The sequence below is a fragment of the Cobetia sp. PDI-12MA genome (assembly GCF_059507695.1).
Window position 1 is genome coordinate 1,409,063 of record NZ_CM183351.1, and the last position, 13,233, is coordinate 1,422,295.

A 13,233-nucleotide genomic window follows, 5' to 3' on the forward strand; every position below is an offset into this window, starting at 1 on the left:
TTGTGTCCTTTCCGGCGCGACTGAGCGCTCTGGCGAGTCGTGCAGGCATCAATCCTGATTGTTCTGGAACAGACGCTTGAGCTCGATCATGGCGGCCTGCTCGCTGTTGACGAGCGCTTTCTGGTCGTGGCGGTGCTCATAGTTCTGCTTGAGCATGTTGTCATCCATTTCCCGGAAGGCGCGCGCCACTTCCGCCGCGCGAGCATTGGGGTAGCCCATCGCTACCAGCAATTCTCCGCCCATCTCCAGGCTGCTGGCATAGGTGTCACGAATCACGTGCTCCACGCCCAATTCCATCAGCTCCCAGGCATGGTGGCGGTTACGGGCACGCACGAACAGCTTCAGGTGCGGGAATTGATGGCGCACCATGCGCACGATGCCGGTCGAGGTCTCGGCATCATCGACCGCCACCAGCATGATCCTGGCCTGCTCGGCACCCGCCGCCCGCAGCAATTCGGCGCGGCTGGCATCGGCGTAGAAGATGCGCGACCCGAACTGACGCACGAACTCGACCTGGGTGATATTGGGGTCCAGCGCGGTGAAGTTGATGCCCTGGCTCTTGAGCATGCGCGCGCTGATCTGGCCGAAACGACCGAAGCCGGCGATCAACACCTGGGGCGTCTCCTCACCGAAGTCCTCATCATAGGGGCGCTTGGCTTCGCTGGTGGCGCCGAGGTGGCGGGCATAGCGATAGAGGAAGGGCGTGGCAGCCATCGACAAGGTCACCGCACTGATCACCAGGCTGGTGAGGGTCTGATCGAAGATGCCGGCGGCCATGCCGGCGGTCAGCAGCACGAAGTCGAACTCACCACCCTGTGACAGGACCGCGGCCAGCGGCAGGGCCTCGGCCATCTTGAGGCGTGCAACGCGTCCGACCAGCGTGATGACGATGACCTTGCCGAACATCAGTGCCAGCGTCAGCGCCAGGACGGTCAGCGGCCGCTCCATCACCAGCGAGACGTCAACCGACATGCCTACGGCCATGAAGAACAGCCCCAGCAGCAGCCCCTTGAAGGGCTCGATGTTGGCTTCCAGCTCGTGGCGGTAGACGGTATCGGCGAGCAGCACCCCGGCCAGGAAGGCACCCAGGGCCATGGACAGCCCCACCCACTCCATCAGCAGCGCCGTGCTGATCACCACGAACAAGGCCGCGGCGGTGAAGATCTCGTGGATCTCGCTGCGCGCGACCATCTTGAGCAGGCGCGGCACGACAAAGCGCCCGACGATGATGACCGCCGCGATCATGCCAATGCCCTCGGCGATGCCGATCCAGTTGGTGCCGGTGGAGGCATCGAAGTTGTCAGCGAACAGCGGCATCAGGGCCAGCAGCGGAATCACCGCCAGGTCCTGGAACAGCAGGATGGCGAAGGTCGACTGGCCGTGCGGCGTCGCCAGCTGCTGATTCTCGCTCAATACCTGCAGCGCGAAGGCGGTCGAGGACAGCGCCAGAATCAGGCCCAGCAACACGGCTGCGGGCAATTCCAGCCCCAGCCACAGGCCGACGGGGGTGAGCAAGGCACCGCACAACAGCATCTGGGCGCTGCCCAGGCCCGCAAGCTTGAGGCGCATGTCCCACAGGCGCTTGGGCTCCAGTTCCAGACCGATCATGAACAGCAGCATGACGACCCCGAATTCGGCGAAGTGCAACACTTCGCCAGGCTCCGAGATGAAGCCGATCAACGACGGACCCAGCAGCACCCCGATGGCCAGATAGCCCAGGATGGAACCGAGGCCCAGACGCTGGAAGAGTGGCACGGCAACCACCGCGCATCCCAGCAGCACGGCGCCTTCCATCAACATGTTCATGTGCGTGTCCTTGTGCATACACGGGCGGAGGAGGCAGCGATTGTCGCTGGCCCCTCCTTTTGTCGCAAGCGTCAAGACGCGCTGGATGCGACCTTGTGCGCAGCGTGTTGCTGTGAGCGGGGCATGAGTGGAGGGGATGTGACGCAGGCACAAAAAAGCCCCCGCCAATGGCGAGGGCTTCAGCAGTGAAACGACTGATGGCGGCGATCAGGCCTGCGGCATAAGAGCTTCGTCCTGCACGTACTGGTTGAACTCGGTGAAGCCACCGATGTGGGTCTGATCGACGAAGATCTGCGGCACGGTCTCGACCGGCTTGCCGATGGTCTTTTCCATGTCGGCCTTGCTGATGCCTTCTGCATGGATGTCGATGTAGCGGAAGTCGAAATCATCGCGCTTGGCGGTGAGCTCTTCCGCGAGGTCCTTGGCGCGGACACAGAAAGGGCAACCCGGACGACCGAAAATGACTGCAAGCATGAGATTCTCCTAAGGTTCGTGATTCTCGTTCAGCCCGTACTAAAGGGGCCGAGAAAATGGCGCCGGCACTGCCGGTGAGTAATCGATGACCGCCATTGTGCTTGAGCCTGCCCGGGTTTGCCAATTGAGCCGTACTACCAAAGTCATTGTGGCAATCAATCACTGCCGTGCCGGGGACTAGCCCATCAACAGCAGATTGGCGCCAAAGCCACCGACGATCAACAGCGTGAACAGGATCAGCGCGAGCAGGAAAGGCTTCATGCCCAGTGAGCGCAGACGATCGATGCGAGTCTCGACGCCCAGGCCCGCCATGGCCATGGTCAGTGCCACGCTGCCGAGGGTAGAGAGGCTTGAGTGCACTGCCGCCGGAATCTCGCCGGTGCTGTTGATGCCGGCCATGGCGATGAAGCCCAGCGCGAACCACGGAATCGTCATGCCGCCGCCGGTCTCGCGGTCATCACCTTCGGTACGGGCACGCATGGCCCACAGCTTCGGCAACAGCAGCAGGAAGGGGACCAGCATCATCACGCGCATCAACTTGACGATCAGCGCATTGGCCAGGGCGTCCGGGCCGACCGCTTCACCGGCGGCCACGACCTGAGCGACCTCGTGGATGGTGGAGCCGATATAGATGCCGAACAGGCCTTCATGCATGCCGCTCAGTGGGTAGAGCAGCGGGTAGACCAGCATCGCCAGCGAACCGAACAGCACCACCGTGGCGACGGCCATGGCGGTGGCCGCCGGGCGAGCCTTGATCATCGATTCGGTCGCCAGTACCGCCGCGGCGCCACAGATGGCGGAACCGGCGCTGGTCAGCAGTGCGGTGTCGCGGTCCAGCCCCAGCCAGCGCGTACCGATGAAGTAGCCGCTGCTCAGCACTGCGGTGATCACCAGCACATCGAGGAAGACGACGCTCCAGCCCAGGCCGAGAATCTGCTGCAGGGTGATGGAGAGGCCGAACAGGATGATGCCGAGACGCAGCAGCTTCTTGGTCGCGATATGCAACCCCGGGGAAAGCGCCGCGGCGTGCCGGCTGGTGATCGGCAGGTTGCCGACCACGATACCGCACAGCAGGGCGAAGACCAGCGGGCTGATGCCGGTGGAGGCCAGCGCCGGAATGGAATGCAGTGCCAGCCCCACCAGGGTCAGGCCGCCACACAGGGCGAGGCCCGGCAACATGCGGCGCAAGCGCTCGGCAGTGGCGGGGGGAGTCAGGGTCTGTGCGTCCATGAGCATTCTCCTTGAGGAAAGTGGCCTATCCCGTGCGGAACATGGCCTGTCTTGTTATGGGGCGTGCGCTGGCGTGGGGGGCACGGCTGTCATCGCCAAGGGCGCTTGAGCTTGCGTTGCTTGCTTAGTGCCTCCGGTTTGATGATTAGTCTATTCGGGAATATTATTCGGCAGTTAGTCGATTATTCTTTTATTACATACCGGAAAAACCGATATGCAGATCCACATCACGCTGCGTCAGTTGCAAGTGTTCGTGGCGGTGACACGCCACGGCTCCGTCAGCGCCGCGGCGCGCGAGATCGGCCTGTCGCAATCGGCGGCGAGTCAGGGGTTATCCGAACTGGAGCGTCATCTCGAGGTGCAGTTGTTCGAGCGCCTCGGTCGCCGCCTGGCCCTGAACGCCAATGGTCGCCGCCTGTTGGCGCGCGCCGAGCAACTGCTGGAGCAGACCCACGCGCTGGAACTTGAGGCCCGTGAGCCCGGCGTGGTGGATGGCAACCTGCGTGGCGAACTGGAAATCGCCGCCAGCGCCACCATCGGCACCTGGTTGCTGCCGGGGCTGGCAGGGGCCTTCATGCGCGAACATCCGGGCACCGAGCTCAATCTGCGCCTGCGCAATACCCACCAGGTGGTGGAGGCGGTGCTCAACTATGACGCCGAGCTCGGCTTGATCGAGGGCGACTGCCACGCGCCGCGCCTGATGAGCCAGACCTGGCGCGAGGATGAGCTGGTGGTGGTGGCGCCGCCGAGCCATCCGTTGGCCATGCGCGGTACGGCGCTCAGCGATGAGGATCTCGCCACGGCCGACTGGATTCTGCGCGAGGGTGGCTCGGGCACGCGGGCGGTCTTCGAGCGTGCGCTGCATGGGCGGATCGAACGTCTCAAGGTGCGAATGGAGTTGGGCCAGCACGAGGCCATCAAGCAGGCCGTGTTCGCCGGATTGGGGCTGGGGTGTCTGTCGCGGCTGTCGGTGGCGGCCGAGATCGCGCGTGGCGAGCTGGTGGTGCTGGCCACGCCCCAGCTCAACCTGAAGCGGCGCTTCTCGATGCTGTGGCACCCGGAACGTTACCGCAGCCCGCTGTGGCAGGCGGTCAAGGTCTATCTGGAAGCCAGTCCGCGCTGAGCCGTCGAGGGCGGAGCCGCCGCGCGCTTGATAGTTTGCTAACATAGGCGCTCCCCGCGATCCGGCTGCCGCCGAGCCACGCCGCTGAGCCTGAGCCACGGGGAGCGTAACGGTCTGTCTAGCGTCCATGGAGATGATGATGAGCACAACGGTCGAGCTTTATTACCACGAGAGCGATGCTCGTGATGGCGCCGAGGAACAGACAACGAGCCAGCAGGACGCGACGCCGCTGGTCATTCTTCACGGCCTGTTCGGCAGTGCCGACAACTGGCGTTCGCATATCAAGTCGTGGTCGCGGACGCGCCGTGTGATCGCGGTGGATCTGCGTAACCACGGCCGCAGCCCGCACGTGGCCGGCATGAGCTACCCCGAGCAGGCCGCGGATGTCATCGCGCTGCTCGACCGCCTTGCCATCAAGCGCTGTGACCTGCTGGGCCACTCGATGGGCGGCAAGGTCGCCATGCAGGTCGCGCTCGAGGCGCCCGAGCGTCTGCGCAGCCTGCTGGTCGCCGATATCGCGCCGGTCGCCTATGGCCACGGGCATGACGATATCTTTGCTGCCTTCGAGGCGGTGCGTGACGCGCGCCCGGCCTCACGCAAGGAGGCCGACACGGTGATGGCGCAGCATGTCGATACCCCGGCCATCCGCCAGTTCCTCGCCACCAATCTGGTGCGTCTCGACGATGGCGCCATGGGCTGGCGCGTCGGGCTGGACCATATCGCCGCGGGCTACCCGCAGATCGTCGAGGCGCCGCACGGTCAGGGGCCGGTCGAGCTGCCGGCGCTGCTGCTGTGGGGGTCGCGCTCCAACTACGTGCAGGCCGAGGGCCTGGCGACGATGCGCGAACACTTCCCTGCGCTGGAAGATGACTCCCTGGAGGCCGGCCATTGGCTGCATGCCGAGCGTGCCAGCGAGTTCCAGCAGGCGGTGGTGGCGTTTCTTGATCGCGTCGCACGCGCTTGAGTACGCCGAGCAGTCACTCCGAAAATCGTCAGCCGGCCGCGAGTGATCGGGTCATCCCGCCGGTGACCACCCACGAGCGCCTGGTGGTGGCGCTGGTCACCCTGCTGCAGTTCGCCGTCATCATGGGCTTCACCATGGTGATGGCGCTGGGCCCTGACTTTGCTACCTCGCTGGGCATTCCGCTGGATCACCTAGGCTATATCGTCGGCAGTTATCCGCTGGCCGCCGCGGTGGGTACCCTGCTGTGGACACGGCACGCCGATCGCTTCGATCGCCGCTGGGCAGTGCTGGGTTTCCTGTTCGGTGCGGCGCTCTGTCATCTGATCGCCAGCTTCGCCACCGACTTCGAGACCCTGCTGGCGGCGCGCATGCTGGGTGGGTTGTTCGGCGGGCCAGCGGCGGCGACGGCGCTGGCCATCGTGATCGACGTGGTGCCGGGAGTCCGCCGGGGGCGTGCCATGGGGCTGGTGATGGGTGCCTTCTCGGTGGCCTCGGTGCTGGGGCTGCCGTTTGCGCTGTGGTTGTCGCAGGGCTTCGGCTGGCAGGCGCCATTTCGCGCAGTGGCGCTGTTGGCGTTGCTGGTGTGCGGGCTGCTGGCCTGGATACTGCCGCCGATCCGCGGTCATCTCGATAACCCCGAGACCCGCCTGCGCAGCCGCAAGGGCACCACGATCCTGAACATCCTGGCCCAGCCCGACCATCGCCTGGGGCTGGCGCTGATCGCCACGGCGATGTTCAGCAACTTCCTGGTGATTCCCAACCTGGCAAGCTATCTGCTGTTCAATCTGGGCCTGCCGCGGGAGGATCTCGGCGGGCTCTACATGATCGGCGGCGGGCTGTCGCTGGTCGGCATGCAGCTGACGGGGCGGCTGTGTGATCGCTATGGCTGTGTCTGGCCGGGCACCATCACCTGCCTGATGACGGCGCTGGTCGGCTGGGCCTTCCTGCTGCATTCGCCGGGGCCGTCGCTGATCTGGATCGGCTTTGGCGCCTACATGCTGTTCTCGTCGGCGCGGCGTGTGACCCAGAATACGCTCAACAGCTTCATTCCCGCCGATCACGAGCGGGCAGCCTTCACCAGCACCCAGAGTGCCGTGCAGCATCTGAGTTCTGCCGCCGGCAGCTATGTGGGCGCCGGACTGCTGGTCAGCACCCCGAGTGGCGCGCTGGAAGGCATGCCGCTGCTGGTCGCGGTGCTGATGATCGCGCTGGTGATCCAGCCGCTGCAGATCCTGTGGCTGTCGCGTCGCCTGGCCCGCCGCTAGCGCTTGTGGAATCGGTACAAGATGGCGAGAGTGAGCCGGACCTAAACCCAAAACGCCCTGTCGGAGATTCCGGCAGGGCGTTTTGCATGGGGCGCGCTCAAGCGCTCAACGTCTCAGGGCGCGTTGACGTCGACGGCCAGGTGGCTCAGCGACTGGCGCTTCTTGATCATGCCGCGCTCGAACAGGAAGTCCTCGAAGTCACGGTAGCGGCCGGCATCCAGCGCGGCAGGACGCAGCGCGAAGCGCGGCAGGGTGGCGTACCAGGCTTCCTTGTTGAGCTCGGTATCCAGTGCCGGATCGGAGTCACGGAACATCTCCCAGCCTTGGTCCGGGTGGTTGATGATCCAGGCGGTGGCTTCGCCGACGGCGGCGAGGAAGCCGGCGTACTGCGCCTGCTTGCGCTCGTAGCTGTCGCTGTTGGCGACGAAGATCAGCTCGTCATAGGTCGGCACGCCTTCTTCCTCGATGTAGAAGGCGCGGCCCTTGACGCCTTCCTGAGCCATCTGGGCCAGCTCGAAGTTGCGGAAGGCGCCGGTGACGGCATCGACCTTGCGCGTCAGCAGTGACGGCGTCAGCGAGAAGTTGACGTTGGTCAGCGTGATGTCATCCAGCGTCAGGCCGCTGTGCTGCAGCATGGTGGAGAGCAGCACTTCCTCGACACCGCCGACCGAGTAGCCGACCCGCTTGCCCTTGAGGTCGGCGATCGACTGGATGTCGCTGTCGGCGCGCACCACCACCACATTCAGCGGCGTGGCGACCAGGGTGCCGATACGCACCAGCGGCAGGCCCTGATCGATCTGCAGGTGCAGTTGCGGCTGATAGCTGATGGCGATATCGACACGCTCGGCGGCAGCCAGCTTGGGCGGCACGCTCGGGTCGGCGGGGGCGATCAATTCGACATCAAGGTCGTGCTTCTTGAACAGCCCCAGCTCCTGTGCCAGCACCAGCGGGGCGTGACCGGGGTTGGTGTACCAGTCGAGCATGACCTTGAACTGCGTCAGCGGCTGCTCGGCGGTGGCAGCGTCCTTGGCAACGTCCTTCGAGTCAGCATCAGCGCTCTGTTCGTCGCCGGCTGGCGTGGCTTCCGCGGTCGGTTCAGCACCGTTCTTCGCCTGCTCGGCGGCGCCGGCAGTCGCTTCCACGGCTTCCTGACTCGCCACCGGCGCGGAGGCGGTTGAGTCGCCGTTCACTCCGACCTCGGCTTGCTGAGCGACGATTTCCGGCGCTGACTGGGTGCTGGTCGCGGCGGGTTCTGCCTCGGCGGCGTGGGCCGACATGGCAGTGGCTGGCAGGCTGCTCAGGCACAGCGTGGTCAGCAGGGTGGCGAAGGCGGTGGACAGCAGCGAGGCACGCGGTGAACGTGTCGGCTGTGCTTTGCGCCGTGGCGCCGATGACGAATGAGACATGGCGGAGTTCCTTGTGATCACAGGGTAGTGGTGCTGCCGTTCGTGGGCGGCAGTCGTCAGGCTCTTGCAGTTTGTGTCGAGCGTCGTTGCGTCTTTCGGTCATGCGGTCATGCGGTCATGCAGTATTTTTCCGAAGGCAAGGCGTGTCAGCTCAGACGTGTCAGCCGGTCGCGGTGCCAGGGCATCAGGGTGCGCAGCAGCGCATCCAGCGAGAAATAGAGCAGCAGGGAAAAGGCAACCAGCACCAGCAGGGCGGCGAACATCAGGTCGATCTCCATGCGCGCGTTGGCGTTGAGCATCAGATAGCCCAGCCCCTGGCTGGCACCGGCCCATTCCCCGATGACGGCGCCGATGGGGGCGGCAGTCGCGGCCATGCGAATGCCGGAGGCCAGCGCCGGCAGTGCGGCGGGCAGCTGGATGTGGATCAATCTGCGCCATGGGCTGGCGCCCAGGGTGTGGGCCAGATCCAGCCAGCCCTGCTGGGTCTGGCGCAGGCCGTCGTAGCCAGTGGAGGCGACCGGGAAATAGATGATCAGCGTCGCCATCACTACCTTGGACAGCATGTCATAGCCGAGCCACAGCACCAGCAGTGGGGCGATCGCGAACAGCGGTATCACCTGGCTGATCAGCAGCATCGGCAACAGCGTACGGCGCAGGCGGGGGATGAAGGCCAGCGCCAGCGCGGTGGAAAGCCCGAGCAGGATGCCCAGCACCAGCCCGGCCAGTATCTCGCTGATGGTGACGCCAGCGTGATGGGCCAGCAGCGGTGCCTTCTGGATCAGCACCTCGAGCACGGCCTGGGGCGTGGGCAGAATGTAGGGCGGTACGGCGGTAACGGCAATGATCAGCTGCCAAAGTCCCAGCAGGAGCAGCGTACTGATGACGAGGTGACGCATGGCGTGCAGACGTTTCATGCGGCCTCCTCGCTATCACGCAGGCGGGCGATCAGTTGCGCCTGCGCCGGCGGCAGGGCCGGGTCATCCAGCGGCACCGGCCGCACGGCGCCAAGCCCCGGCAGATGCTCAAGCTCGGCGCCGTGGCCCGGGGCGCTCGACGGGCGCAGCACCAGCAGTTGATCGGCAAGGCGCAATGCCTCAAGCGGGTCGTGGGTCACCATCAGGACGGTGCGGCCCTTGAGCAGGCGGCTGGCCAGATCGTGCAGCTCCAGACGGGTGATGGCATCCACCGCCGAGAACGGCTCATCCATCATCACGATCGGCGCCTGCTGATAGAGCGTGCGGGCGAGAGCGACGCGTTGGCGCTGGCCGCCGGAGAGGGCGTCCGGCCAGGCCTGCTCACGACCCTCAAGCCCGACCGCGGCCAGAAGCTCATGGGCGAGTTCGCGATTGCGCGGCCGCCGGCGCAGGTCATCGCCCAGCCACAGGTTGTCGATGACGCGCCGCCACGGCAGCAGCAGGTCCTGCTGCGCCATCCAGGCCACGCGGTCGGTCAGCGGCTGACCGTCATCGGTGGCGAGGTCGAGCTGGTGGAGATCTGACATTTCCAGGCCAGCCAGCAGGCGCAGCAGCGAGCTCTTGCCGCAGCCGGAGCGCCCCAGCAGTGCCGTCCAGCTACCAGCCTCCAGACGCGCGGAAATATCGCGGAACAGCGTGTGGCCGGCGTAATCGATTCGTGCGTTGTTGAGGGTGAGTCCCAGCGACACAGGCAATTCCGTGGTCAGGCGGCGTGCCGGCAGGAGGAAGCAGGTGACGCGCCGTGCAGGGCACGCGTCGGGGATTCCCTCCGCCGGTATCAACCGGATCAGGTTCCAGGGGTTGTCGCGCGACGTATCGCTGCGACTCTCAGCCCATTCTCGGGCACCCCCATCCAGGCCGACAGTGTAACGTCACTGTCTTGCCGGTGTCTTGTCCGACGCAAGTCGGGGCAGGGGAGACGGCGACTTTCTTGAGTGGCTTTCCTGATTGGCTTTCCTGAGTGGGGCGAAACGGACTATGCCGATGTGGCACGCCTTGGGTATGCTGAACATGACTGTAACAAGACGTGTTGCCCAAGGAGATCATCATGCCCGACACACCGGATCTCTCGACCTGTTCCAGCTATCCCGTCCCCCCGCGACGGCCGAGCGCAGCTGACGCCACGGGGGAGCCGCACCCCGTGCCCAGGGGCTGGCCCGAGGAGTCACTGACTCGACGGCTCTCGACCTATCTGGGGCAACCGCTCGAACCGCTGGCACTCGCCTGGCCGGATAGCGCCAACTGGCTGTGGCGCCAGCGTGGCGGCACGCCGGGGCTGATCAAGCTGGCGCGAACCGGGCCAGACCACGACCCCTTCTGGCACGCCATGCGCGGGGTCTTCGGTGCCGATCGCTGGGCGACGCCGGAGGGTTTGACGCGACTGGCGGGCGCCTTGCCCGCGCGCCTGCCGATTCCGCCGCTGCCCCTGACCTTCCTGGGGCGTCTCGATGGCGCGCCCATCTGGCACCTGCCGTGGTCCAGCGGTCAGCCGAGCAATCTCAGCATCACCTTCTGTGAGCTGCTGGGCGACCAGCTCGGTCGCCTGCATCAGGATACGGTGTCGGGCTTCGGTCAGCCGCTGGCGCAGCCGATGCCGCTGTTGCACTGGAATGCCCGCGTCACGCGCTTTCTGGCCCATCACCCGCGTCGCGCGGAACTCGGCACGCTGCTCAAGCGCACCTTCCCGGCGCCGACTCGCGCGGTGTGGTGTCTGCCGGACATGCGCGCCGATCAGTATCTGTGCGCCGCCACCGGCTGGGTATGGAGCGATTGGGAAGCGCTGGTGTGGGCGCCGATCGAGTTCGACTGGGCGCTGGTGGAGTTGCTGCTGGAAACGCCGGAGCAGCGTCAGGCCTTCATGAAGGGCTATTCGCGCCATGGGCGCATGGTCGATCTCGATGGCCAGCGTGAGCTGTGCCGTGCGCTGTTGTGGGCGATGGAGGCATTCGGCCCGCGGTCCTATGCTGAGCTTGCGGCAGCCCCTGCCTGGGTCTCGCCGCGCAGCCTGGCGTGAAATTCGCGTGCTGTACACTGCAAGTACATGAAAGGTGTGAAATTTCTCTGCAGCCCCTTCGCTGACATGGAATACTGTGGGTGAGTCGTCATGGACGTCATTCGAGATCTGATGTAGGGCTTGGCGGGGGAGCACTCGTGGTAGAGAACCTGAATTATTATTTCTTGCTGGCAGGCACGCTGATCGCCTTGAGCGTGTTGGCCAGCCGCGTCTCGGCGCGTCTTGGCATGCCGCTGCTACTGCTGTTCCTCGGTCTTGGCATGCTGGCGGGTGAAGATGGCGTCCTGGGCATCCAGTTCGACGACGCCTCATCCGCTTACATGATCGGCAATCTGGCGCTGGCGCTCATCCTGCTCGATGGCGGCCTGCGTACGCGGCTGTCCACGTTTCGTGCCGGCCTGAAACCGGCGCTGGTGCTGGCCACCGTCGGGGTCTTCATGACCAGTGGCCTGGTGGGCCTTCTGGCCATGTGGCTGTTTGATCTCACCCTGATCGAAGGCCTGCTGGTCGGGGCCATCGTCGGTTCCACCGATGCCGCGGCGGTCTTCTCGCTGCTGGGAGGCCAGGGCGTTCACCTCAATGAGCGTGTCGGTGCGACGCTGGAAATCGAGTCCGGCACCAACGACCCGATGGCGATCTTCCTGACCATCACGCTGGCCGAGATCCTGACCGGTCAGCTCTCCGGCGTCGCGTCGGGCATCATGAGCTTCCTGCTGCAGTTCGGTGTCGGCGCCGCCATGGGGATCGCCGGCGGCTGGTTGATCGCACGCCTGATGCGTTATCTGGACCTCGCCCCCGGTCTTTATTCGCTGCTGGCGCTGGCACTTGGCTTGAGCCTGTTCGCCACCACCAACGAGATGGGCGGCAGCGGTTTCCTCGCCATCTATCTGTGCGGCCTGATGATCGGGAATCACCCCGGTCGTCATCTGGAGCACATCCTGCCGGTGCATGATGGCATGGCACACCTCTCGCAGATCGTGCTGTTCCTGATGCTGGGCCTGCTGGTCTCGCCGTCGACCATGCTGCAGTTCGCGCTGCCGGCCGCCATCCTCAGCGTGGCGCTGATTCTGGTGGTGCGCCCGCTGGCGGTCATCCTGTGTCTCAAGCCGTTCTTCCGCTTCCGCTGGCGCGAGCTGTGGTTCATCAGCTGGGTGGGATTGCGAGGGGCGGTGCCGATCGTGCTGGCGATCTTCCCGGTGATCACCGGGGTCGAGAATGCCGGTCTCTACTTCAATGTCGCCTTTTTCGTGGTCATCATCTCGCTGCTGGTACAGGGCTCATCGCTGGCGCCGATGGCGCGCAAGTTGAGGGTGGTGGTGCCGCCGGGCGCACAGCCCAGTCGCCGCAACCTGCTCGGCATCATGCCGGTCAACGACTACGAGATGCTGGTCTATCGCGTCGACAACACGGCGCTGGAAGGCGTGGCGCTGCGCATGCTGCGCTTCCCGTCGGGGGCCAAGGTCGGGGCGCTGTTCCGCAACAAGGTGTTGATCCACCCCAAGGGCAGCACCTGTCTGCATCAGCAGGATGTGCTGTGCGTGGTAGGGCGCTCGTGTGATGTGCCAAGCCTCAACCGCATGTTCAATGGCGAGAGCCTGCAGCATGAGCAGCGCGCCTTCTTCGGGACCTTCACGCTGGAAGGCGATGCCAACATGCAGGATATCGCCGATGTCTACGGGTTGACACTCTCCCAGGGCGAGCAGCATCTGACCATCGCCGAGTTCATCACTCGTCGAGTCGGTGGGGTGCCGGTGGTCGGCGACGATGTGGACTGGCATGGCATCCACTGGGTGGTGAACGAGGTGGAAGGCAATCGCATCACCAAGGTCGGGCTGCGACTGCACTGAGCCTGACTCCGTGTCTGAGCCTGAGCCTCTGTCTGAACTTCACGCACTACGACGCCCCCATTGCACTGCGTGTAATGGGGGCGTCGTGTTTGGACTCATCAATATCGTACTCTGTTGATGTCAGGCCAAT

11 protein-coding genes and 1 riboswitch are annotated in these 13,233 nt (G+C 65.0%); of the genes, 5 read left to right on the plus strand and 6 right to left on the minus strand.

Translation table 11 applies throughout. The features are described 5' to 3' along the window. Positions 1–48: 48 nt before the first annotated feature. From AC5WNI_RS06030 to AC5WNI_RS06040, 3 genes are all read right to left on the minus strand, one after another. A complete protein-coding gene (locus AC5WNI_RS06030; RefSeq protein WP_176676707.1) occupies positions 49–1,806 on the minus strand; it encodes a monovalent cation:proton antiporter-2 (CPA2) family protein in 1,758 nt (585 codons plus the stop codon). Positions 1,807–2,013: 207 nt separating this feature from the next. Next, positions 2,014–2,280, minus strand: coding sequence for a GrxA family glutaredoxin (locus tag AC5WNI_RS06035; RefSeq protein WP_043335038.1), 267 nt, complete (start codon positions 2,278–2,280; stop codon positions 2,014–2,016). Between the two features lie 177 nt (positions 2,281–2,457). Then, positions 2,458–3,510 (minus strand): YeiH family protein, encoded by a 1,053-nt coding sequence (locus tag AC5WNI_RS06040; RefSeq protein ID WP_253062109.1) that lies wholly within the window; start codon positions 3,508–3,510, stop codon positions 2,458–2,460. 214 nt (positions 3,511–3,724) lie between these two features. On the opposite strand from AC5WNI_RS06040, the gene AC5WNI_RS06045 reads away from it, so the two are divergent. From AC5WNI_RS06045 to AC5WNI_RS06055, 3 genes are all read left to right on the plus strand, one after another. Next, positions 3,725–4,633 carry a LysR substrate-binding domain-containing protein gene (locus AC5WNI_RS06045; protein WP_175089838.1) on the plus strand — a complete coding sequence of 303 codons (909 nt, stop codon included), beginning with the start codon at positions 3,725–3,727 and terminating at the stop codon, positions 4,631–4,633. Positions 4,634–4,766: 133 nt separating this feature from the next. Next, entirely contained in the window at positions 4,767–5,597 is an 831-nt protein-coding gene (locus AC5WNI_RS06050; protein ID WP_175089839.1) for an alpha/beta fold hydrolase, read from the plus strand. Further along, positions 5,594–6,862, plus strand: a complete 1,269-nt coding sequence (locus AC5WNI_RS06055; protein ID WP_176676708.1) for an MFS transporter — start codon at positions 5,594–5,596, stop codon at positions 6,860–6,862. The genes AC5WNI_RS06050 and AC5WNI_RS06055 overlap by 4 nt, the downstream gene beginning before the upstream one ends. Positions 6,863–6,975: 113 nt before the next feature. Here AC5WNI_RS06055 and AC5WNI_RS06060 read toward each other — a convergent pair whose 3' ends face one another. From AC5WNI_RS06060 to AC5WNI_RS06070, 3 genes are all read right to left on the minus strand, one after another. Continuing rightward, complete coding sequence (locus tag AC5WNI_RS06060; RefSeq protein ID WP_253062107.1) at positions 6,976–8,268, minus strand: ABC transporter substrate-binding protein; 1,293 nt, start codon at positions 8,266–8,268, stop codon at positions 6,976–6,978. A 146-nt stretch (positions 8,269–8,414) separates the two neighbouring features. Next, on the minus strand, positions 8,415–9,182 hold the full coding sequence (locus tag AC5WNI_RS06065) for an ABC transporter permease (protein ID WP_175089841.1): 768 nt from the start codon (positions 9,180–9,182) through the stop codon (positions 8,415–8,417). Then, positions 9,179–9,931: an ABC transporter ATP-binding protein gene (locus AC5WNI_RS06070; RefSeq protein WP_253062105.1), complete on the minus strand. Its 753-nt coding sequence runs from the start codon at positions 9,929–9,931 to the stop codon at positions 9,179–9,181. The genes AC5WNI_RS06065 and AC5WNI_RS06070 overlap by 4 nt, the downstream gene beginning before the upstream one ends. 58 nt (positions 9,932–9,989) lie before the next feature. Beyond that, a riboswitch (TPP riboswitch) is annotated at positions 9,990–10,103 on the minus strand. 187 nt (positions 10,104–10,290) lie between these two features. Between AC5WNI_RS06070 and AC5WNI_RS06075 the strand changes: the two genes are divergently transcribed. Both AC5WNI_RS06075 and AC5WNI_RS06080 read left to right on the plus strand, forming a co-directional pair. Beyond that, complete coding sequence (locus AC5WNI_RS06075; RefSeq protein ID WP_176676709.1) at positions 10,291–11,256, plus strand: phosphotransferase family protein; 966 nt, start codon at positions 10,291–10,293, stop codon at positions 11,254–11,256. Positions 11,257–11,393: 137 nt separating this feature from the next. After that, entirely contained in the window at positions 11,394–13,103 is a 1,710-nt protein-coding gene (locus AC5WNI_RS06080) for a potassium/proton antiporter (RefSeq protein WP_175089843.1), read from the plus strand. The last annotated feature ends 130 nt before the right edge of the window (positions 13,104–13,233 follow it).